At 66.1% G+C, this 18,548-nt stretch carries 29 protein-coding genes and 2 tRNA genes; 26 read left to right on the top strand and 5 right to left on the bottom strand.

Annotated features, from left to right (window positions below; genetic code table 11):
• Positions 1 to 6: 6 nt before the first annotated feature.
• The 22 genes from HNQ01_RS12380 (at position 7) to HNQ01_RS12275 (ending at position 12,790) form a co-directional block, all read left to right on the top strand.
• Positions 7 to 1,518 (top strand): ammonium transporter, encoded by a 1,512-nt coding sequence (locus tag HNQ01_RS12380; RefSeq protein WP_173805740.1) that lies wholly within the window; start codon positions 7 to 9, stop codon positions 1,516 to 1,518.
• A gap of 137 nt (positions 1,519 to 1,655) precedes the next feature.
• The gene (gshA, locus tag HNQ01_RS12375) at positions 1,656 to 2,951 is read left to right on the top strand and encodes a glutamate--cysteine ligase (RefSeq protein WP_173805739.1); all 1,296 of its coding nucleotides are present in this window, start codon (positions 1,656 to 1,658) and stop codon (positions 2,949 to 2,951) included.
• A gap of 244 nt (positions 2,952 to 3,195) precedes the next feature.
• On the top strand, positions 3,196 to 3,564 hold the full coding sequence (gene rplN / locus HNQ01_RS12370) for a 50S ribosomal protein L14 (RefSeq protein WP_173805738.1): 369 nt from the start codon (positions 3,196 to 3,198) through the stop codon (positions 3,562 to 3,564).
• Between the two features lie 21 nt (positions 3,565 to 3,585).
• A complete protein-coding gene (gene rplX, locus HNQ01_RS12365) occupies positions 3,586 to 3,903 on the top strand; it encodes a 50S ribosomal protein L24 (protein ID WP_173805737.1) in 318 nt (105 codons plus the stop codon).
• 16 nt (positions 3,904 to 3,919) lie between these two features.
• Entirely contained in the window at positions 3,920 to 4,480 is a 561-nt protein-coding gene (gene rplE / locus HNQ01_RS12360) for a 50S ribosomal protein L5 (RefSeq protein WP_173805736.1), read from the top strand.
• A 14-nt stretch (positions 4,481 to 4,494) separates the two neighbouring features.
• Entirely contained in the window at positions 4,495 to 4,800 is a 306-nt protein-coding gene (rpsN, locus tag HNQ01_RS12355; protein WP_173805735.1) for a 30S ribosomal protein S14, read from the top strand.
• Between the two features lie 32 nt (positions 4,801 to 4,832).
• Entirely contained in the window at positions 4,833 to 5,228 is a 396-nt protein-coding gene (gene rpsH / locus HNQ01_RS12350; RefSeq protein WP_173805734.1) for a 30S ribosomal protein S8, read from the top strand.
• Positions 5,229 to 5,246: 18 nt separating this feature from the next.
• Complete coding sequence (rplF, locus tag HNQ01_RS12345) at positions 5,247 to 5,780, top strand: 50S ribosomal protein L6 (RefSeq protein ID WP_173805733.1); 534 nt, start codon at positions 5,247 to 5,249, stop codon at positions 5,778 to 5,780.
• A gap of 11 nt (positions 5,781 to 5,791) precedes the next feature.
• A complete protein-coding gene (rplR, locus tag HNQ01_RS12340) occupies positions 5,792 to 6,157 on the top strand; it encodes a 50S ribosomal protein L18 (RefSeq protein WP_173805732.1) in 366 nt (121 codons plus the stop codon).
• Between the two features lie 30 nt (positions 6,158 to 6,187).
• Positions 6,188 to 6,706 (top strand): 30S ribosomal protein S5, encoded by a 519-nt coding sequence (gene rpsE, locus HNQ01_RS12335; protein WP_173805731.1) that lies wholly within the window; start codon positions 6,188 to 6,190, stop codon positions 6,704 to 6,706.
• A 26-nt stretch (positions 6,707 to 6,732) separates the two neighbouring features.
• The gene (gene rpmD / locus HNQ01_RS12330) at positions 6,733 to 6,924 is read left to right on the top strand and encodes a 50S ribosomal protein L30 (RefSeq protein WP_173805730.1); all 192 of its coding nucleotides are present in this window, start codon (positions 6,733 to 6,735) and stop codon (positions 6,922 to 6,924) included.
• A 2-nt stretch (positions 6,925 to 6,926) separates the two neighbouring features.
• Positions 6,927 to 7,361 (top strand): 50S ribosomal protein L15, encoded by a 435-nt coding sequence (gene rplO, locus HNQ01_RS12325; protein WP_173805729.1) that lies wholly within the window; start codon positions 6,927 to 6,929, stop codon positions 7,359 to 7,361.
• Positions 7,362 to 7,407: 46 nt separating this feature from the next.
• Complete coding sequence (gene secY, locus HNQ01_RS12320; RefSeq protein ID WP_173805728.1) at positions 7,408 to 8,715, top strand: preprotein translocase subunit SecY; 1,308 nt, start codon at positions 7,408 to 7,410, stop codon at positions 8,713 to 8,715.
• A gap of 46 nt (positions 8,716 to 8,761) precedes the next feature.
• Positions 8,762 to 8,980 (top strand): translation initiation factor IF-1, encoded by a 219-nt coding sequence (gene infA / locus HNQ01_RS12315; protein ID WP_004521905.1) that lies wholly within the window; start codon positions 8,762 to 8,764, stop codon positions 8,978 to 8,980.
• Positions 8,981 to 9,035: 55 nt separating this feature from the next.
• Positions 9,036 to 9,149: a 50S ribosomal protein L36 gene (gene rpmJ / locus HNQ01_RS12310; RefSeq protein ID WP_012348927.1), complete on the top strand. Its 114-nt coding sequence runs from the start codon at positions 9,036 to 9,038 to the stop codon at positions 9,147 to 9,149.
• A 41-nt stretch (positions 9,150 to 9,190) separates the two neighbouring features.
• A complete protein-coding gene (rpsM, locus tag HNQ01_RS12305; RefSeq protein WP_173805727.1) occupies positions 9,191 to 9,556 on the top strand; it encodes a 30S ribosomal protein S13 in 366 nt (121 codons plus the stop codon).
• Positions 9,557 to 9,589: 33 nt separating this feature from the next.
• Entirely contained in the window at positions 9,590 to 9,994 is a 405-nt protein-coding gene (gene rpsK / locus HNQ01_RS12300; protein WP_173805726.1) for a 30S ribosomal protein S11, read from the top strand.
• Positions 9,995 to 10,218: 224 nt separating this feature from the next.
• Positions 10,219 to 10,842, top strand: coding sequence for a 30S ribosomal protein S4 (gene rpsD, locus HNQ01_RS12295; protein WP_173805725.1), 624 nt, complete (start codon positions 10,219 to 10,221; stop codon positions 10,840 to 10,842).
• A gap of 139 nt (positions 10,843 to 10,981) precedes the next feature.
• The gene (locus HNQ01_RS12290; protein WP_037485052.1) at positions 10,982 to 11,968 is read left to right on the top strand and encodes a DNA-directed RNA polymerase subunit alpha; all 987 of its coding nucleotides are present in this window, start codon (positions 10,982 to 10,984) and stop codon (positions 11,966 to 11,968) included.
• Between the two features lie 98 nt (positions 11,969 to 12,066).
• Positions 12,067 to 12,465 (top strand): 50S ribosomal protein L17, encoded by a 399-nt coding sequence (rplQ, locus tag HNQ01_RS12285; protein WP_173805724.1) that lies wholly within the window; start codon positions 12,067 to 12,069, stop codon positions 12,463 to 12,465.
• Between the two features lie 82 nt (positions 12,466 to 12,547).
• Positions 12,548 to 12,624 (top strand) — tRNA-Met (locus tag HNQ01_RS12280).
• A gap of 89 nt (positions 12,625 to 12,713) precedes the next feature.
• Positions 12,714 to 12,790 (top strand) — tRNA-Met (locus HNQ01_RS12275).
• A gap of 64 nt (positions 12,791 to 12,854) precedes the next feature.
• Here the strand turns inward: HNQ01_RS12275 and HNQ01_RS12270 are convergent.
• Entirely contained in the window at positions 12,855 to 13,862 is a 1,008-nt protein-coding gene (locus HNQ01_RS12270) for a GGDEF domain-containing protein (protein ID WP_173805723.1), read from the bottom strand.
• 30 nt (positions 13,863 to 13,892) lie between these two features.
• Positions 13,893 to 14,300, bottom strand: coding sequence for a cupin domain-containing protein (locus HNQ01_RS12265; protein ID WP_173805722.1), 408 nt, complete (start codon positions 14,298 to 14,300; stop codon positions 13,893 to 13,895).
• A gap of 149 nt (positions 14,301 to 14,449) precedes the next feature.
• On the opposite strand from HNQ01_RS12265, the gene HNQ01_RS12260 reads away from it, so the two are divergent.
• From HNQ01_RS12260 to HNQ01_RS12250, 3 genes are all read left to right on the top strand, one after another.
• Positions 14,450 to 14,680: an oxidoreductase-like domain-containing protein gene (locus tag HNQ01_RS12260; RefSeq protein ID WP_173805721.1), complete on the top strand. Its 231-nt coding sequence runs from the start codon at positions 14,450 to 14,452 to the stop codon at positions 14,678 to 14,680.
• 16 nt (positions 14,681 to 14,696) lie between these two features.
• A complete protein-coding gene (locus tag HNQ01_RS12255) occupies positions 14,697 to 14,975 on the top strand; it encodes an oxidoreductase-like domain-containing protein (RefSeq protein WP_286180748.1) in 279 nt (92 codons plus the stop codon).
• 214 nt (positions 14,976 to 15,189) lie between these two features.
• Positions 15,190 to 15,753 (top strand): CAP domain-containing protein, encoded by a 564-nt coding sequence (locus HNQ01_RS12250; protein WP_173805720.1) that lies wholly within the window; start codon positions 15,190 to 15,192, stop codon positions 15,751 to 15,753.
• On the opposite strand, the gene HNQ01_RS12245 is transcribed toward HNQ01_RS12250, so the two are convergent.
• Entirely contained in the window at positions 15,645 to 16,913 is a 1,269-nt protein-coding gene (locus tag HNQ01_RS12245) for an MFS transporter (protein ID WP_173805719.1), read from the bottom strand. The two genes, HNQ01_RS12250 and HNQ01_RS12245, sit on opposite strands and share 109 nt — an antisense overlap.
• A 67-nt stretch (positions 16,914 to 16,980) precedes the next feature.
• On the opposite strand from HNQ01_RS12245, the gene HNQ01_RS12240 reads away from it, so the two are divergent.
• Entirely contained in the window at positions 16,981 to 17,919 is a 939-nt protein-coding gene (locus HNQ01_RS12240) for a LysR family transcriptional regulator (RefSeq protein WP_353621694.1), read from the top strand.
• Between the two features lie 84 nt (positions 17,920 to 18,003).
• Here HNQ01_RS12240 and rpsJ read toward each other — a convergent pair whose 3' ends face one another.
• A complete protein-coding gene (rpsJ, locus tag HNQ01_RS12235) occupies positions 18,004 to 18,315 on the bottom strand; it encodes a 30S ribosomal protein S10 (protein ID WP_019561663.1) in 312 nt (103 codons plus the stop codon).
• A 101-nt stretch (positions 18,316 to 18,416) separates the two neighbouring features.
• On the bottom strand, positions 18,417 to 18,548 hold a 132-nt coding region (locus HNQ01_RS12230), incomplete at its 5' end, for an EF-Tu C-terminal domain-related protein (RefSeq protein ID WP_473964405.1).

The raw sequence follows: 18,548 nt of genomic DNA, 5'->3' as shown, positions 1-18,548 counted from the left end.
ACGACCATGTCCATCCACAAGAAACTGCTCGCCGGCATCCCCCTGGGGCTGGCCGCTCTGGGTCTGAGTGACCTCGCTCTCGCGCAGGACGCCGCCGCTTCGGCGCCGGCCGCCGCCGAGGCCGCCTCCGCCGTGGCCCAGGTGGCCGAGGCCGCATCGGCGGCCGTCGCCGCCTCCGCTCCGGTCTTCGACAAGGGCGACACCGCCTGGATGATGCTGTCGACGCTGCTGGTCATCCTGATGACCGTGCCGGGTCTGGCACTGTTCTACGGCGGCCTGGTGCGCGCCAAGAACATGCTCTCCATCCTGATGCAGGTGATGGTGACGTTCTCGCTGATCGTCGTGCTGTGGTTCATCTACGGCTACAGCCTGGCCTTCACCGAAGGCAACTCCTTCATCGGCGGCTTCGATCGCCTGTTCATGAAGGGCATCTGGGACAACGTCGCCGGCACCTTCTCGCCGGCCGCGACCTTCAGCAAGGGCGTCTACATTCCCGAGATCGTCTTCGCGGCCTTCCAGGCGACCTTCGCCGGCATCACCTGCTGCCTGATCGTCGGTGCCTTCGCCGAGCGCATCAAGTTCTCGGCGGTGCTGATGTTCATGGTGCTGTGGTTCACCTTCAGCTACACGCCGGTGGCGCACATGGTCTGGTTCTGGATGGGCCCGGATGCGTATGCCTCGAAGGATGTCGTCGACGCGATGAACGGCAAGGCCGGCCTGATCTGGCAATGGGGCGCGCTGGACTTCGCCGGCGGCACCGTGGTGCACATCAACGCCGCCGTCGCCGGTCTGGTGGGTTCGTACATGGTCGGCAAGCGCATCGGCTACGGTCGCGAAGCCTTCATGCCGCACTCGCTGACGCTGACGATGGTCGGTGCCTCGCTGCTGTGGGTGGGCTGGTTCGGCTTCAACGCCGGCTCGGCGCTGGAAGCCAACAACTTCGCCGCGCTGGCCTTCATCAATACCTTCGCTGCCACCGCCGCCGCCGTGCTGGCCTGGTCGCTGGGTGAAGCGATGATGAAGGGCAAGGCCTCGATGCTGGGCGCCGCCTCGGGTGCCGTCGCCGGTCTGGTCGCGATCACCCCGGCTGCCGGCAACGTCGGCATCGTCGGCGCGATCGTCATCGGCGTCATCGCCGGCTTCGTCTGCCTGTGGGGCGTGCATGGCCTCAAGCGCATCCTGGGCGCGGACGACTCGCTCGACGTGTTCGGCGTGCACGGCGTCGGCGGCATCCTGGGCGCGCTGCTGACCGGCGTGTTCAACTCGCCGAACCTGGGCGGCCCGAGCGCCGTCGGCGACTGGGTCACCGCGGGCATGATCGCTCCGGACGCCTACTCGATCGCCTCGCAGGTGCTGGTGCAGGCCAAGGCCGTCGGTCTGACGATCGTTTGGTCGGCGGTGGTCTCGGTGATCTCCTACAAGATCGTCGACCTGGTCATCGGCCTGCGCGTGCCGGAAGACGACGAGCGCGAAGGCCTGGACATCACCTCGCACGGCGAGACCGCCTACTCGAAGTGATGCCGGTCCGCTGACCGCTCCCGCAAGGGGCCGCCGAAGGGCGGCCCCTTTTGCTTTGGTCGACCGCCTGCATCTGCAGACCTTCCTAGAATCACCGACATTCCATCCATTCCCATCTTCTGAGCAGGTCGTCCACCATGGTCCCGCATCTCGTCACTGCCCTGAACGGCCCGATCAACGAACTGGAGGCGCGCATCCTCGACTCGGTCCCGGCGATCGAGCGCTGGTTCCGCCTCGAGTGGATGGAGCACACGCCGCCTTTCTACACCTCGGTCGACGTGCGCAACGCCGGCTTCAAGCTCGCGCCGGTCGACACCAACCTCTTTCCCGGCGGCTGGAACAACCTGACGCCCGAGATGCTGCCGCTGGCGGTGCAGGCGGCGATGGCGGCGATCGAGAAGATCTGTCCCGAGGCCAAGAACCTGCTGCTGATCCCCGAGAAGCACACCCGCAACACCTTCTATCTGACCAACGTCGCGCGGCTGGTGCAGATCTTCACGCAGGCCGGCCTGAACGTGCGCCTGGGCACGCTCGACCCGGAGGTGACCGCGCCGACCGAGCTGGCGCTGCCCGGCGGCGACTCGCTGACGGTCGAGCCGCTGATCCGCACGCAGCGTCGCCTGGGCCTGAAGAACTTCGACCCCTGCACCATCCTGCTCAACAACGACCTGTCGGCGGGCATCCCGCCGGTGCTCGAGGGCCTGCACGAGCAGTACCTGCTGCCGCCGCTGCACGCGGGCTGGGCGGTGCGGCGCAAGACGCACCACTTCCAGGCCTATGAAGAGGTGGCCAAGAAGTTCTCCAAGCTGATGGGCATGGACCCGTGGCTGATCAATCCGATGTACACCCGCTGCGGCGAGGTCAACTTCGGCGAGGGCAGCGGCATCGAGTGCGTGCAGACCAACGTCGATGCGCTGCTGGGCAAGATCCGCCGGAAATACAAGGAATACGGCATCAACGAGAAGCCCTTCGTCATCGTCAAGGCGGACAACGGCACCTACGGCATGGGCATCATGACGGTGCGCGACGCCAAGCAGCTCGAGGAGATCAACCGCCGCACGCGCAACAAGATGAGCGTCATCAAGGACGGCCAGGAGGTCACCGAGGTGATCATCCAGGAGGGCGTGCCGACCTGCGAGCGCATCAACGAGGCGGTGGCCGAGCCGGTGGTCTACATGCTCGACCGCTACGTGGTCGGCGGCTTCTACCGGGTGCATGCCGACCGCGGCATCGACGAGAACCTGAACTCGCCGGGCGCGCAGTTCGTGCCGCTGGCCTTCGCCGAGTCGACCCACCTGCCGCGCGCCGGTGCCAAGCCGGGCGCCAGCGCGCCCAACCGCTTCTACATGTATGGCGTCATCGGCCGCCTGGCGATGCTGGCGGCCAGCTACGAGCTGGAGGCGACCGACCCGGATGCGGAGGTCTATGACTGAGGCCTGAACGGCCTGTCGCCCTGTTCTGGCTTTCTCGCAGAACAGGGCTTGACCTGGGAGCCTTCTTCCAAGATAATCGAAGGCTCTTCTGGCTTGCGCGCGTGCCTAGCCGTACGTGGCGCATTCTGGTTTCGCCCCAAACGCAGTGATCCGGCAGAAAGTCGGGTTGTTGTGACGGGCCCAAGACTGACCGCGGACGGTGGCCGAGTGGGGCTGTTAGCGCGGGATAAGTTGGGGATTCCACATGATCCAAATGCAATCGCGACTCGACGTCGCGGACAACACCGGTGCGAAGTCCGTCATGTGCATCAAGGTGCTCGGCGGCTCGAAGCGTCGTTACGCCGGCATCGGCGACGTGATCAAGGTCAGCATCAAGGAAGCTGCGCCGCGTGGTCGCGTCAAGAAGGGCGAGGTCTACAACGCCGTCGTCGTGCGCACCGCCAAGGGCGTGCGTCGTCAGGACGGCTCGCTCGTCAAGTTCGATGGCAATGCAGCAGTGCTGCTCAATGCCAAGTTGGAGCCGATCGGCACCCGCATCTTCGGCCCGGTCACGCGTGAACTGCGTACCGAGCGCTTCATGAAGATCGTGTCGCTCGCTCCCGAAGTGCTCTAAGCCGATCGCGAAGGACTGGCCATGAACAAGATTCGCAAGGGCGACGAGGTCATCGTGCTGACCGGTCGCGACAAGGGCAAGCGCGGTACGGTTTCTGTGCGCGTCGATGCCGACCACCTGGTGGTCGACGGCATCAACGTCGTCAAGAAGCACGTGCGCCCGAACCCGCTGAAGGGCACGAACGGTGGCATCGTCGACAAGACCATGCCGATCCACCAATCCAATGTGGCGATCTTCAACCCCGCGACCGGCAAGGCCGACCGCGTGGGCATCAAGCTGCTGGCTGACGGCAAGAAAGTGCGCGTCTTCAAGTCCAGCGGCGAAGAGATCAAGGCCTGAGGCGGGGTAGAGACAAATGGCTCAACAAGCTCAAGCACAAGCTCGTCTGCAGACCTTCTACCGCGAGAAGGTCGTCGCCGACCTGATGGCCAAGTTCGGCTACGAGTCGGTCATGGAAGTGCCGCGCCTGACGAAGATCACCCTGAACATGGGTGTCTCGGAAGCGGTCTCCGACAAGAAGGTCATGGATCACGCCGTCGGCGACCTGACCAAGATCGCCGGCCAGAAGCCGGTCGTCACCAAGTCCCGCAAGGCCATCGCCGGTTTCAAGATCCGCGAGAACGTGCCCATCGGCTGCATGGTGACGCTGCGCGGCGTGCGCATGTACGAATTCCTGGACCGCTTCGTCACGATCGCGCTGCCGCGCGTTCGCGACTTCCGTGGTATCTCGGGCCGTTCGTTCGACGGTCGCGGCAACTACAACATCGGCGTCAAGGAACAGATCATCTTCCCGGAAATCGAGTACGACAAGGTGGATGCTCTGCGTGGTCTGAACATCAGCATCACGACGACCGCGAAGTCCGATGACGAGTGCAAGGCGCTGCTGGCTGCCTTCCGCTTCCCGTTCAAGAACTGAGGCCGAGGCTCACCATGGCAAAAGTTGCCCTCATCCAGCGCGAAGAGAAGCGCGAGAAGCTGGTCGCCAAGTACGCCAAGAAGTACGCGGAGCTGAAGGCCATCATCGACGACCAGAGCAAGTCGGAAGACGAGCGCTATCTGGCCCGTCTGGCGCTGCAGAAGCTGCCGCGCAATGCCAATCCGACCCGTCTGCGCAATCGTTGCGAGATCACCGGTCGTCCGCGTGGCACCTTCCGCAAGTTCGGTCTGGCGCGCAACAAGATTCGTGAACTGGCCTTCCGTGGCGACATCCCCGGTGTCGTCAAGGCGAGCTGGTAAGCCGGCCCCAGGGCACGAACAGGAGTTATTCCATGAGCATGAGTGATCCCATCGCCGACATGCTGACCCGCATCCGCAACGCGCAGATGGTCGAGAAGGCCAGCGTGGCGATGCCGTCGTCCAAGCTGAAGACCGCGATCGCGCAGGTCCTGAAGGACGAGGGTTACATCGATGGCTTCCAGGTGAAGACCGAGAGCGGCAAGTCGCAGCTCGAGATCTCGCTGAAGTACTACGCTGGTCGTCCGGTCATCGAGCGCATCGAGCGCGTGAGCCGCCCGGGCCTGCGCATCTACAAGGGCCGTCACGACATTCCCCAGGTCCAGAACGGTCTGGGTGTGGCCATCGTCACCACGCCGAAGGGCGTGATGACCGACCGCAAGGCGCGCGCTGCCGGCATCGGCGGCGAAGTGCTCTGCTACGTCGCCTAACCGCAGGAGACACACACAATGTCCCGCGTTGGAAAAATGCCGATCGCCATCCCGCAAGGCGTGGATGTGGCGGTCACCGAAGACCAGATCAGCGTCAAGGGTGCCAAGGGCACGCTGGTGCGTCCGGTGCATCGCCTGGTCAAGGTGAGCAACGAGTCTGGCAAGCTGACCTTCGTTCCGGCCGATGAATCGGCCGAGGCCAACGCCATGTCGGGCACCATCCGTGCGCTGGTGAACAACATGGTCGAAGGCGTCAGCAAGGGCTTCGAGCGCAAGCTGAACCTGGTCGGCGTGGGCTTCCGTGCCCAGGCCCAGGGCCAGAAGCTGAACCTGCAGATCGGTTTCTCGCATCCGGTGGTCAAGGACATGCCGGAAGGCATCAAGGTCGAGTGCCCGACGCCGACCGAGATCCTGATCAAGGGTGCGGACCGTCAGGTCGTCGGCCAGCTCGCCGCTGAAGTGCGTGCCTTCCGTCCCCCCGAGCCCTACAAGGGCAAGGGCATCCGCTACTCGGATGAGAAGGTCACCCTGAAAGAGACGAAGAAGAAGTAAGGAGCCGCACCATGTTGAACAAGAAAGAACAGCGCCTGCGCCGCTCCCGTCAGACCCGTGCCCGCATTGCCCTGCAGCGCGTGGCTCGTCTGACCGTCTTCCGCTCGAATCTGCACATCTACGCCAGCGTCATCTCCGAGGATGGCTCGAAGGTGCTCGCCAGCGCCTCGACCGCCGAGAAGGAAGTGCGCGAGCAGCTGGGCGCCGCCGGCAAGGGTGGCAATGTCGACGCAGCCACCCTGATCGGCAAGCGCATTGCCGAGAAGGCCAAGGCCGCCGGCATCGAGAAGGTCGCGTTCGATCGCGCTGGCTTCGCCTATCACGGCCGCGTCAAGGCGCTGGCCGAGGCCGCCCGCGAAGCCGGCCTGCAGTTCTGACGCCCCCGCTCGCACACGAAGGAACACGAAATGGCTAAGTTTCAACCGAAGGTTGCGGACGAAGGTCGCGACGACGGCATGCGCGAGAAGATGATCCAGGTGAACCGCGTGACCAAGGTGGTCAAGGGCGGCCGGATCATGGCGTTTGCTGCGCTGACGGTGGTCGGCGATGGCGACGGTCGCGTCGGCATGGGCAAGGGCAAGGCGCGCGAAGTGCCGGTCTCGGTCCAGAAGGCGATGGAATCGGCCCGCCGCAACATGGTCAAGGTCCCGCTGCGCAACGGCACGGTCCCGCACAACGCGACCGGCGAGCACGGCGCGGCGAAGGTCCTGCTGGCGCCCGCGCCGGCCGGTACCGGCATCATCGCCGGCGGCCCGATGCGCGCGGTCTTCGAGGTCATGGGCATCACCGATGTCGTCGCGAAGAGCCTGGGCTCGTCGAACCCGTACAACATGGTTCGCGCGACCTTCGACGCCCTGTCGCGCATGACGACCGCCTCCGAGGTGGCCGCCAAGCGTGGCAAGACGATCGAAGAGATCTTCAACTGAAGCGTCGATCGGCAAGGAAGGACATCATGTCTGAGAACACCGACAAGAAGACCGTCAAGGTCAAGCTGGTCAAGAGCCCGATCGGCACCCGCGCTTCGCACCGTGCGACGGTGCGTGGCCTGGGCCTGCGCAAGCTCAACAGCGAATCCGTGCTGGAAGACACCCCCGCGGTGCGCGGCATGATCAACAAGATTTCGTACCTGGTGAAGGTGCTCTAATCATGGAACTCAATTCGATCAAGCCGGCCGAGGGTGCGAAGCACGCCAAGCGCCGCGTCGGTCGCGGCATCGGTTCCGGTCTGGGCAAGACCGCCGGTCGTGGTCACAAGGGTCAGAAGTCGCGTGCCGGTGGCTACCACAAGGTCGGCTTCGAAGGCGGCCAGATGCCGCTGCAGCGCCGTCTGCCCAAGCGCGGCTTCAAGTCGCACCTGCTGAAGTTCAACGACGAAGTCACGCTGGCCCAGCTGCAGGACCTGTCGGTCGAGGAAATCGACCTGGCCGTCCTGAAGAACGCCGGTCTGGTGAACGTGCGCGCGCTGAACGTCAAGGTCGTCAAGTCGGGCGAGCTGTCCAAGAAGGTTGTCCTGAAGGGCATCGGCGCGACCGCCGGCGCCAAGGCGGCCATCGAGGCGGCTGGCGGCTCGATCGCGGCCTGACCGGTCACGACGTCGGATACATCTCGGCTCGAGCAGCAGGTTCCAAGTGGCAACCAACGCAACACAACTGGCCAAGAGCGGAAAGTTCGGCGACCTGCGTCGCCGTCTGACCTTCCTGCTGCTTGCACTGGTGGTCTATCGCATCGGCGCCCACATTCCCGTCCCGGGCATCAACCCTGACCAGCTCGCGCAGCTGTTCAAGGGCCAGCAGGGCGGGATCCTGAACCTGTTCAACATGTTCTCGGGCGGTGCGCTGTCGCGCTTCACCGTCTTCGCGCTGGGCATCATGCCCTACATCTCGGCGTCGATCATCATGCAGCTCATGGGCTACGTGGTGCCGTCGCTGGAGGCGCTGAAGAAGGAAGGCGAGGCGGGTCGTCGCAAGATCACCCAGTACACCCGCTACGGCGCCCTCGGTCTGGCCCTGTTCCAGTCGATGGGCATCGCGGTGGCGCTGGAAGGATCGCCGGGCCTGGTCATCGATCCGGGTCCGATGTTCCGGATCACCGCGATGGTCAGCCTGACGGCCGGCACGATGTTCCTGATGTGGCTCGGCGAGCAGATCACCGAGCGGGGTCTGGGCAACGGCATCTCGATCCTGATCTTCTCCGGCATCGCCGCGGGCCTGCCTGGCGCCATCGGCGGCCTGGTCAACCTGGTCAACACCGGCGCGATGAGCATCATCGTCTCGCTGCTGATCCTGGTGATCGTGGTCGCGGTGACCTATGCCGTGGTCTTCGTCGAACGGGCGCAGCGCAAGATCCTGGTGAACTACGCCAAGCGCCAGGTCGGCAACAAGGTCTATGGTGGCCAGTCCTCGCACCTGCCGCTGAAGATCAACATGGCGGGCGTGATCCCGCCGATCTTCGCCTCGTCGATCATCCTGCTGCCGGCGACGGTGGTGGGCTGGTTCGCCACCAGCGAGAATCTGCGCTGGCTCAAGGACATCTCGGCGGCACTGTCGCCGGGTCAGCCGATCTACGTGCTGCTCTATGCGGCGATGATCGTCTTCTTCTGCTTCTTCTACACGGCGCTCGTGTTCAACAGCCGCGAGACCGCCGACAACCTGAAGAAGAGCGGAGCGTTCATCCCCGGCATCCGCCCGGGCGACCAGACCGCGCGGTACATCGACAAGATCCTGGCGCGTCTGACGCTGGGGGGCGCGGTGTACATCACGCTGGTCTGCCTGCTGCCGGAGTTCCTGGTCCTGAAGTACAACGTGCCGTTCTATTTCGGTGGAACGTCGCTGCTGATCATCGTCGTCGTCACGATGGACTTCTGGGCGCAGGTGCAGTCGTACGTGATGTCTCAGCAATACGAAGCTCTTCTCAAGAAGGCGAGCTTCAAGGGCTGACACAGACAGGAACTGACGACAGAGTAACCGTAGCGAGCCGACCGAGATGGCAAAAGACGACGTTATTCAGATGCAGGGGGAGGTCATCGAAAACCTCCCCAACGCCACCTTCCGGGTCAAGCTGGAAAACGGACACGTGGTGCTCGGGCACATCTCAGGGAAGATGCGCATGCACTACATCCGGATCTTGCCTGGTGACAAGGTGACCGTTGAACTGACCCCCTACGACCTGAGTCGTGCTCGCATCGTTTTCCGGGCGAAGTGAGCGATCAAACCAACACTGTCCGGAAGAGAAGCGCAAGCCGATCAAGGAGAAGACCATGAAAGTCTCGGCATCCGTCAAGAAGATCTGCCGCAACTGCAAGATCATCCGTCGCAAGGGTGTGGTCCGCGTGATCTGCACCGATCCGCGCCACAAGCAGCGCCAGGGCTGAGCCCCGGCTCAACGACCGCTGCAACCGTTTAGAGGACGCACATGGCACGTATTGCTGGTATCAATATTCCGCCGCACAAGCACGCCGAGATCGGTCTGACCGCGATCTATGGCATCGGTCGCACGACCGCGCAGAAGATCTGCACGACCTGCGGCATCCCGTTCGACAAGAAGGTCAAGGACCTGACGGACGGCGATCTTGAAAAGATCCGCGAAGAAGTGGGTCGCATGACGATCGAGGGCGATCTGCGCCGCGAGATCTCGATCAACATCAAGCGCCTGATGGACCTGGGCTGCTACCGTGGCTTCCGTCATCGCCGCGGTCTGCCGATGCGCGGTCAGCGCACCCGCACCAACGCCCGTACCCGCAAGGGTCCGAAGAAGGGCGCTGCTGCGCTGAAGAAGTAAGCGCCTCGTCGTCGCGCTGGAGAGATTCGAGTCATGGCAAAAGCACCCGTCAACAACGCTGCCCGTCGCGTGAGCAAGAAGGTCCGCAAGAACGTCGCGGACGGCATCGCTCACGTGCACGCCTCGTTCAACAACACCATCATCACGATCACCGATCGCCAGGGCAACGCCCTGTCGTGGGCGTCGAGCGGTGGCCAGGGCTTCAAGGGTTCGCGCAAGTCGACCCCGTTCGCAGCCCAGGTCGCAGCCGAAGTCGCCGGTCGTGCTGCCCAGGAACAGGGCATCAAGAACCTGGACGTCAAGATCAAGGGCCCGGGCCCGGGTCGCGAGTCCTCGGTTCGTGCGCTGGCCTCGCTGGGCATCCGCATCTCGTCGATCTCCGACGTGACGCCGGTCCCGCACAACGGCTGCCGCCCGCAGAAGCGTCGCCGCATCTGAGGCTGTTGCCTGCACGACGCTGCACGCGGCTCTTGCAGCTGCGGCGGCGCGTTGCACTATAATCTCAGGTTCGCCGGCGAGCACCACCGCGTGCTCGCCGGCAATCTCGTTGAAGAGCCGCCGACGCGGCTCCTCTCATCTTCGAAGACCACCGTCATGGCGCCCGGCGCACATGACTCGCGCACGATCCGCGTGCGTCAGACATTCTCACAAGGACACCGTCCGTGGCACGTTACCTCGGCCCGAAGGCCAAACTTTCCCGCCGCGAAGGCACCGACCTGTTCCTGAAGAGCGCCCGCCGCTCGATCAGCGACAAGGCCAAGTTCGACACCAAGCCGGGTCAGCACGGCCGCACTTCGGGCAGCCGCACCTCCGACTTCGGTCTGCAGCTGCGCGAGAAGCAGAAGGTCAAGCGCATGTACGGCGTGCTGGAAAAGCAGTTCCGCCGCTACTTCGCCGAGGCCGAGCGCCGCAAGGGCAACACCGGCGCGACGCTGCTGTCGCTGCTGGAATCGCGCCTGGACAACGTCGTCTATCGCATGGGCTTCGGCTCGACCCGCGCGGAAGCCCGCCAGCTGGTGTCGCACAAGTCGATCGTGGTGAACGGCGAAGTCGTGAACATCCCGTCGTTCATGGTCAAGGCCGGTGACGTCGTCGCCGTGCGCGAGAAGGCCAAGAAGCAGCTGCGCATCGCCGACTCGCTGAAGCTGGCCGAATCGATCGGCCTGCCGGGCTGGGTCGCCGTCGACGTCACGAAGATGGAAGGCACCTTCAAGAAGTCGCCGGACCGCGACGAATTCGGCGCCGAGATCAACGAATCGCTGATCGTCGAACTGTACTCGCGCTGATGTGCGAGCTGACGCGGGGGAATGAAGCCTCCGCGTCGTGGGCCTCCCTGCGTCCCGGGCGCACGGAGGCCTTGCAATGCCCGGTGGGTCCATCAGCCTTATCGGTGTAACGAGCCGAGGGTATTGACAGGAACTTTGAATGCAAACCAATCTGCTGAAGCCCAAGGCCATCAACGTCGAACCGCTGGGCGGTCACCGCGCGAAGGTGACGCTGGAGCCGTTCGAGCGTGGCTATGGTCACACCCTGGGCAACGCGCTGCGCCGCGTGCTGCTGTCGTCGATGGTCGGCTATGCGCCCACCGAAGTGACGATCGCCGGCGTGCTGCACGAGTACTCGACGGTGGATGGCGTTCAGGAAGACGTGGTCCACATCATGCTCAACCTGAAGGGCGTGGTGTTCCGTCTGCACAACCGTGACGAGGTCACGCTGGTCCTGCGCAAGGAAGGCGAAGGCCCGGTCACCGCGCGCGACATCCAGACGCCGCATGACGTCGAGATCATCAACCCGGATCTGGTGATCGCTCACCTGGCCCAGGGTGGCAAGCTCGACATGCAGATCAAGGTCGAGAAGGGCCGCGGCTACGTGCCGGGCACGATGCGCCGCTACGCTGACGAGCCGACCAAGTCGATCGGCCGCATCGTGCTGGACGCCTCGTTCTCGCCGGTCAAGCGCGTCAGCTACACGGTCGAGAGCGCCCGCGTCGAGCAGCGCACCGATCTGGACAAGCTGGTGATGGAGATCGAGACCAACGGTGCGATCTCCCCGGAAGAGGCCGTGCGTGCCTCGGCCAAGATCCTCGTCGAGCAGCTGGCGGTGTTCGCGCAGCTCGAAGGCAACGATCTGGCCGGCATCGTCGAGCCGGCGCCGCGTGCCCAGCACTTCGACCCGATCCTGCTGCGTCCGGTCGACGAGCTCGAGCTCACCGTGCGTTCGGCCAACTGCCTGAAGGCCGAGAACATCTATTACATCGGCGACCTGATCCAGCGCACCGAGACCGAGCTGCTGAAGACCCCGAACCTGGGTCGCAAGTCGCTCAACGAGATCAAGGAAGTCCTGGCTTCCCGTGGTCTGACCCTCGGCGCACGCCTGGAGAACTGGCCGCCGCAAGGCCTGGACAAGCGCTGATCCGGCCTGATCTCGGGCGAGCCGTCCTGTCGGCCGCCCGGTCCCCCGGTGGTACCTGATCCGGCCACCGGCATTAATCCAACGAAAGGACTTTCACCATGCGTCACCGCAACGGCCTGCGCAAGCTCAACCGCACCTCCGCCCACCGCCAGGCGATGCTGCGCAACATGGCCAACTCGCTGATCCAGCACGAGGCCATCAAGACCACCGTGCCGAAGGCCAAGGAACTGCGCCGCGTCGTCGAGCCGCTGATCACGCTGGCCAAGGAGCCGACCCTGGCCAACAAGCGCCTGGCCTTCGACCGCCTGCGCGACCGCGACAACGTCGTCAAGCTCTTCAACGTGCTGGGCCCGCGCTTCCAGACCCGTCCGGGCGGCTACACCCGCATCCTGAAGATGGGCTTCCGCGTCGGCGACAACGCTCCGATGGCTTTCGTCGAACTGGTCGACCGCGGCGAAGAGACCGCTGCCGCTCCGGCCGAGCAGGCTGCCGAGTGATCGGCTGATGTCCTTCCAGGAGATTTCTCCCGAAATCTCTTGCCGCAGGGGCATGAAAAAGGATAGAATCTGATTCTTCAGTCGCGGGGTGGAGCAGTCTGGTAGCTCGTTGGGCTCATAACCCAAAGGTCGTCGGTTCAAATCCGGCCCCCGCAACCAGATTCAGTCGTGATCAGGGCATTCACCAGAACCTGATGACGAGAGAAGACGGAAACAAGGTTTTCCGGGTTTCTTGAAAAGATTTCAGTCGCGGGGTGGAGCAGTCTGGTAGCTCGTTGGGCTCATAACCCAAAGGTCGTCGGTTCAAATCCGGCCCCCGCAACCAAATCAGAAAAGCCGGCCTTGCGCCGGCTTTTTCCTTTTCCGGATCGGAATCCCGGTTCGATGCTTCAGAAGAACTCGACGCCGCCGTCCTGATCCTTGGCCTGAAGCAGCCCGCAGGCCGTCAGGGCCTCGTGCGAGACCGCCATGTTGCGGCCGTTCTCCTTGGCGTGGTAGACGGCCTGGTCGGCGCGCTCGAAGGCGCTGCCCGGCGTGTCGCCGGCGTCGATCGCGGTGAAGCCGATGCTGACGGTCAGGTGCTCGACGCGCGGGAAGTCGGTCTGCTCGACATGGCGACGGAACCGCTCGAAGGCCGCCTCGGCCCCGAGTGCGTCGCTGCAGCGCAGCAGCACGACGAACTCCTCTCCGCCGAAGCGGTAGAGCCGGTCGCTGGCGCGGAAGGTGTTCTTCATCAGCTGCGCCACCAGGATCAGCACCTCGTCGCCGATCAGGTGACCGTGCACGTCGTTGACCCGCTTGAAGTGGTCGATGTCGATGACGCCGAGCCAGTGCGAGCCCTCGATGTTCGGGCGACGACGCTCCTGGGCGTCGCTGGTGGGGGCGCCTGCCGGATCCAGGTTCAGCGCGGCGCGCACGAAGGTCTCGTCGAAGGACTTGCGGTTCAGCAGGCGCGTCAGCGAGTCCCGTTCGTTCTCGTCGAGCAGCGCATGCAGGTGCATGCTGAAGCGCTGGATCGCGTTGACGGTGCGCAGCAGGTCGGTGCCGATCGGCTGCTCGGTGACGATCTCGACGACCGCGATCTCGTCGCTGTCGGTGGTCAGCGGCACCAGCGTGCGCACCGGCTCGCCCGGCAGGGCAAGCGGCTGGCCGAGCGAGATGCAATGCTGCAGCAGCGGCTCGTCCTGCGCGCTGGGCGGCAGGTCCGGCGAGATGTCGTCGAACACGCCGTGATGCCGGGTCACGTACCACTTGCGCTGCTCGGCGGCATGGCTGCGCAGCACCCGCAGCCGCCGCGGCCCCAGCAGCTCGGCGAACAGGTCGATGAAGCAGCTGTCGAGCGCCGCGGGGTCCCGCTGGCCGGCCAGCTGAGCCATGTGCTCGACAAGGTGCGACATGCGGCGGCGATGTCCTGAAAGGCGTGGGGATCAGTCGCGCACGAACAGCGTGCGCAGCGGCTCGTCGCCGACCTGGCGGCTCCAGTGCCCATGCACGGCCGGATCGAAGGTGGCGCCCTCGGGCAGCACGTCGGCGGAGTAGAAATGCTCTCCGGCCGAGAAGATGCGCGAGCTGCCGTCCTGCAGGCCGATCTCCATGCGGCCGCTCAGGATGAAGACCCATTGCGGCTCGCCGGTGCAGTGGAACTCGCTGCGGAAGCCCGGCGGGCTCTGGCGCAGCTGCAGCTCGCGCGCCGGCAGAGGGGCGGACAGCCGTGCGGCCGGCTTGCCCTGGTCGAGCGCGATGCGGTCCTCGCGAAAGCGGGCCCGGCCGTCGCTGTCGGTGAACAGGATCGTCTGCAGGAAGACCGGAGGCGTGTCGGGGGTGGGCGTGCTCATGTCGAAGGCGCGATGGGGAAGGATGGCAATTGTGCGTCGCGCAGCGCTCTCTTTATGTATTGAAACCGATGTGCCTGCCGTCGAGCTCCGGAAAAGTACCCTTCCCGGGGGCCAGTCGCGCGGGGTCTGTGATAGAACGCGGCCCCATCATGCTGAGCGATCCTGTCCTGCAGTCCTGGAATCCGTCCGAACCTGGCGAGGCGCGTGCGCTGGTGCGCGCCGTCAGCGAGCGCGCCCGCGCCGAAGGCGTCACGCTGTCCGATCCTCCGGCCGAGCCCGGCAACTGCTGCGGCAACGGCTGCATCGGCTGCGTCTGGGAGGGCTACTACGGCGATCTGGGCTACTGGCGCGACGAGGCGCTGCTGCGCTGGGCGCCGTGAACGCGAGGACCTGACGATGATCTGGCCCGTGATGACGCCGCCCGACTACCGTGATCTCGCCGATGCGGCGCTGGCTGCGCTGCAGCCGGCGCTGAAGGTCGAGGCCGAGGCGCTGATCGCCGAAGTGCGGCGCCGCGCCGCCGACCATGGCGTGCAGGAGCGGCTCGAGGATGCTCCGGAGGCACCGATCAGCTGCTGCGGCCGCGGCTGCAGCAACTGCGTCTGGCTCTACTACTACGGCGAGGTGATGTTCTGGCGCGATGGGGCGATGGCCTGCTGGCGCGCGCCGGCGTGACCGAGCTCGCATGAACTTCACCCCCTGGCAGGGGGAGCCCCGCGGATGCGGGAGCGGTGACCGGAAAGTACCCCGATAAGGTCGCGCCACCTGTCGCGGGGAGGCCCGTGCAGCGGGCCGGATGCCGGCCGCTGCCGGCACGACGACAGGGCAATCCGATCGTCGTGGGGTGGTCATGCGGGCGAGGCGCTGGGCAGATCGATGGATCTGCGTGATGGGCATGGTTCTGGTGGCCGGCTGGGCGCCTGTGCGCGAGGCGCGTGCCGGCACGGTGGCGACGGGGAGCGTGGCGGCAGCGCAGCCGGACAGCTCGCTCGAGCAGGAGGTCCTGCTGCGCATCAACCGCATCCGCGCCGACCACGGGCTGCAGCCCGTCGAGATCGACCCGCGGCTGCAGCAGGCGGCGCGCCTGCACTCGTCGGACATGGCGGTGTCGCGCTGCTTCCAGCATGACGACTGCAATGGCGGCGGCGCCTGGTCGGAACGCATCTACGCCAGCTATCCTCGCCCGGCCCGCATCGCCGAGAACATCACGGCCGGGCATGCGGAGGCCGCTGCCGCGGTGGAGGCCTGGATGCGCAGCGAGGCGCACCGGGCCAACATCCTGCGGCCGGAGTGGCGGGGGACCGGGATTGCCCATGTGAGCCTGCCCGGCAGCCCCTACGGGCATTACTGGACCCAGACCTTCGGCGTGGTGGCGCCGCCCAGCGCGGCCGATGCGGTGCCGGCACCGGCGTTGAGCCTGCGGGTGCAGCCGGCGGAGTCCTCGTCGCGCTGAGCCTGCAGAGAGCGCTGCAGCGCCAGGGCGCCGAGCAGCGTCAGCAGCAGCGAGGCGGGCATCAGCGCCTCGACGCCGGCCAGGCCGCAGAGCCTCGCGCCGGTCCAGGCGCCCAGCGACATGCCCAGGTACATCGCCGAGGCGTTGGCCGCCAGCGCCAGGCTGCGCAGCGAGGCCGGCGCGAGCTGGATCAGGCGCTGCTGCTGTGGCGCGGCGAACAGCAGTCCGGTGACCGACCACAGCAGCATCAGCGCGAGACCGAGCGCCGGCAGGCGCGGCGCCAGCGCCAGGCCGCCGAAGGCCAGCACCAGCCCGGCGATCGACAGCCCGATCAGCCGCACCGGGCCGAGCCGGCTGCCCAGCCGGCCGGCCAGCAGGTTGCCGACCACGCCCCCGAGGCCGAACAGCATCAGCACCCCGGTCATGTCGGCCTCACCCAGGCCGAAGCGTCGCGTCATCAGCGGCACCAGCAGCGTGTAGCCGCAGAACTGCCCCGCCATCAGCAGCATCATCATCAGCAGTGCCCAGGCGGTCGCCGGGCGCTCGAGCGTGCGCGCGAAGCCCTCGCGGGTGATGCGCTGACCCGACGAGGCACTGCCGAGCGAGCGCCACAGCAGACCGCCCAGCAGCGGTGCGGCCACCGCCAGCAGCACGAAGATCGCGCGCCAGGACAGCGTCTGGCCCAGCCAGGCGGCCAGCGGCGTGCCCAGCACGATCGCCAGCGTCATGCCGGCGAAGACGGTGGCCAGCGCGCGGGCCTGCCGCTGCGGCTCCACCCGGGCGGCGCCTTCCGCGGACGCGGCCGGTCCGATCGCCGCGGCCCCCAGCGCCATCAGCACCCTCGCCGCCAGGCCGGCGCTCCAGTCCGGCGCCAGCACGGTGGCCAGCGCACCGAGCCCGAGCAGCATCAGGCCGCCGCAGATCAGCTCGCGACGCGGCCGGTGGCCGCACAGCATCTGCAGCAGCGGCGCGGCCAGCGCGAAGGTCAGCGAATGCACCGCGACCAGCTCGGCGATGCGCGCCGGCGTGACCTGCCAGGCCGCGGCCATCGCGTCGAGCAGGCCGATGAGAGCCAGAGAGGATGTGCCGAACAGGAAATAGCTGGCGCCGAGAGTGGGCAGCAGCCGGCGCGGGCAGGAAAGGGGGCGAGAGCGATCCATGATCCCGGCAAGTCTCGGCCGGGCTGACCTATAGTGGAAATCGTTTGTTCGTCTACGAGGTATCGATGTGATCGATCTGAAGGGCGTCGACCTGAACCTGCTGGTGTCGCTGGCGGTGCTGCTCGACGAATGCAACGTCACTCGCGCTGCAGAGCGGCTGCATGTGGGGCAGCCGGCGCTGTCGGCGCAGCTCGCGCGCCTGCGCCGACTCTTCGACGATCCGCTGCTGGTGCCGGCGCCCGGCGGCCGCGGCATGACGCCGACGCCGCGGGCGCAGGCGCTGGCGGATCCGCTGGACGAGGTGCTGCGCGGGCTGGAGCGGCTGGTTCGCCAGCGTCCGGAGTTCGATCCGCGCCATGACGAGCGGGTCTTCCAGGTCGCCGAGACCGACAATGCCTCGGTGATCGTCGGCCTGCCGCTGATCGAGGCGCTGGCGCGCGAGGCCGGGCCTGGCGTGCGCCTGGCGCTGCGTGCGCCGGATGCGCCGGAGGCGATCGCGCAGCTCGAGCGTGGCGACGTCGACCTGCTGATCGGCATCGGCGACCGCGTGCCGCCGGCGATGCGCTCGCGCCGGCTGCTGACCGAGCGCTTCGTGCTGGTGCAGCGGCACGGCCATCCGCGCGGCACCGGCGCGCTCGATCTCGATGCCTACTGCGCGCTGACGCATGTGGTCGTCAGTTCGACCGGCGGCAGCCACAGCGGCCTGCTCGACGCGCATCTGGCCGGGCTGGGCCGGCGCCGCGAGGTGGCGCTGTCGGTGCAGCACTTCACGCTGCTGCCGGAGATCGTGCGCGCCACCGACCATGTCGCGACCCTGCCGAGCCGGCTGGCCGAGCGTCATGCGGCGACGCTGGAGCGCTTCGAACTGCCGTTCGCGTCCCCGCTGTTCACGCTGCACGCGGCCTGGCATCCGCGCCAGCATGCCGATCCGGCGCTGCGCTGGCTGCGCGCGCTGCTGGTCGAGGCGGTCGGCCACGGTGACGGCGGGCAGGGCGATCAGGCATGAAAAAAGCGACCCGGAGGTCGCTTTCTGGTCGTGCTCGTCATCACCCGGTCATCCGCGGCGCGGACGATCCGGGGATCGGCCCGATCACTGCAGCTTGATCTCGACGTCGACGCCGGCGGGCAGGTCGAGCTTCATCAGCGCGTCGACCGTCTTGTCGGTCGGATCGACGATGTCCATCAGGCGCTGGTGGGTGCGGATCTCGAACTGGTCGCGCGAGGTCTTGTTGACGTGCGGCGAACGCAGGATGTCGAAACGCTGCATGCGGGTCGGCAGGGGCACCGGGCCCTTGACGATCGCGCCAGTGCGCTTGGCGGTGTCGACGATTTCCAGGGCCGACTGGTCGATCAGCTTGTAATCGAATGCCTTCAGGCGGATGCGGATCTTTTGCTTCTGCATGACTTTTCCTTCGTAAAGAGCGATGCGGCTGGCGGCATGACGCCGCGCGTTCAGCCGCGGTCAGGGAAAGGACGGCCTCGCGGCCGTCCCGTCACACAAGATTAAGCGATGATCTTGGCAACCACGCCGGCGCCGACGGTGCGGCCGCCTTCACGGATGGCGAAGCGCAGGCCTTCTTCCATGGCGATCGGGGCGATCAGCTTGACTTCGATCGACACGTTGTCGCCCGGCAT

It is taken from the genome of Sphaerotilus uruguayifluvii (genome assembly GCF_013294065.1).
Classification (GTDB): domain Bacteria; phylum Pseudomonadota; class Gammaproteobacteria; order Burkholderiales; family Burkholderiaceae_C; genus Sphaerotilus; species Sphaerotilus uruguayifluvii.
This window is presented reverse-complemented; position numbering and strand designations above follow the sequence as displayed.

Excerpts from the sequence above, each read along its gene's own strand:
- rpsH (WP_173805734.1), top strand. The coding sequence starts at position 4,833 with ATGAGCATGAGTGATCCCATCGCCGACATGCTGACCCGCATCCGCAAC.
- rpsN (WP_173805735.1), top strand. The coding sequence starts at position 4,495 with ATGGCAAAAGTTGCCCTCATCCAGCGCGAAGAGAAGCGCGAGAAGCTG.
- HNQ01_RS12255 (WP_286180748.1), top strand. The coding sequence starts at position 14,697 with ATGATCTGGCCCGTGATGACGCCGCCCGACTACCGTGATCTCGCCGAT.
- rplR (WP_173805732.1), top strand. The coding sequence starts at position 5,792 with ATGTTGAACAAGAAAGAACAGCGCCTGCGCCGCTCCCGTCAGACCCGT.
- rpmD (WP_173805730.1), top strand. The coding sequence starts at position 6,733 with ATGTCTGAGAACACCGACAAGAAGACCGTCAAGGTCAAGCTGGTCAAG.
- rplE (WP_173805736.1), top strand. The coding sequence starts at position 3,920 with ATGGCTCAACAAGCTCAAGCACAAGCTCGTCTGCAGACCTTCTACCGC.
- rplO (WP_173805729.1), top strand. The coding sequence starts at position 6,927 with ATGGAACTCAATTCGATCAAGCCGGCCGAGGGTGCGAAGCACGCCAAG.
- infA (WP_004521905.1), top strand. The coding sequence starts at position 8,762 with ATGGCAAAAGACGACGTTATTCAGATGCAGGGGGAGGTCATCGAAAAC.
- gshA (WP_173805739.1), top strand. The coding sequence starts at position 1,656 with ATGGTCCCGCATCTCGTCACTGCCCTGAACGGCCCGATCAACGAACTG.
- HNQ01_RS12270 (WP_173805723.1), bottom strand. The coding sequence starts at position 13,862 with ATGTCGCACCTTGTCGAGCACATGGCTCAGCTGGCCGGCCAGCGGGAC.
- rpmJ (WP_012348927.1), top strand. The coding sequence starts at position 9,036 with ATGAAAGTCTCGGCATCCGTCAAGAAGATCTGCCGCAACTGCAAGATC.
- rplF (WP_173805733.1), top strand. The coding sequence starts at position 5,247 with ATGTCCCGCGTTGGAAAAATGCCGATCGCCATCCCGCAAGGCGTGGAT.
- rpsE (WP_173805731.1), top strand. The coding sequence starts at position 6,188 with ATGGCTAAGTTTCAACCGAAGGTTGCGGACGAAGGTCGCGACGACGGC.
- rpsM (WP_173805727.1), top strand. The coding sequence starts at position 9,191 with ATGGCACGTATTGCTGGTATCAATATTCCGCCGCACAAGCACGCCGAG.
- HNQ01_RS12290 (WP_037485052.1), top strand. The coding sequence starts at position 10,982 with ATGCAAACCAATCTGCTGAAGCCCAAGGCCATCAACGTCGAACCGCTG.
- HNQ01_RS12250 (WP_173805720.1), top strand. The coding sequence starts at position 15,190 with ATGGGCATGGTTCTGGTGGCCGGCTGGGCGCCTGTGCGCGAGGCGCGT.
- HNQ01_RS12380 (WP_173805740.1), top strand. The coding sequence starts at position 7 with ATGTCCATCCACAAGAAACTGCTCGCCGGCATCCCCCTGGGGCTGGCC.
- rplX (WP_173805737.1), top strand. The coding sequence starts at position 3,586 with ATGAACAAGATTCGCAAGGGCGACGAGGTCATCGTGCTGACCGGTCGC.
- HNQ01_RS12260 (WP_173805721.1), top strand. The coding sequence starts at position 14,450 with ATGCTGAGCGATCCTGTCCTGCAGTCCTGGAATCCGTCCGAACCTGGC.
- HNQ01_RS12245 (WP_173805719.1), bottom strand. The coding sequence starts at position 16,913 with ATGGATCGCTCTCGCCCCCTTTCCTGCCCGCGCCGGCTGCTGCCCACT.
- rplQ (WP_173805724.1), top strand. The coding sequence starts at position 12,067 with ATGCGTCACCGCAACGGCCTGCGCAAGCTCAACCGCACCTCCGCCCAC.
- rplN (WP_173805738.1), top strand. The coding sequence starts at position 3,196 with ATGATCCAAATGCAATCGCGACTCGACGTCGCGGACAACACCGGTGCG.
- rpsK (WP_173805726.1), top strand. The coding sequence starts at position 9,590 with ATGGCAAAAGCACCCGTCAACAACGCTGCCCGTCGCGTGAGCAAGAAG.
- HNQ01_RS12265 (WP_173805722.1), bottom strand. The coding sequence starts at position 14,300 with ATGAGCACGCCCACCCCCGACACGCCTCCGGTCTTCCTGCAGACGATC.
- rpsJ (WP_019561663.1), bottom strand. The coding sequence starts at position 18,315 with ATGCAGAAGCAAAAGATCCGCATCCGCCTGAAGGCATTCGATTACAAG.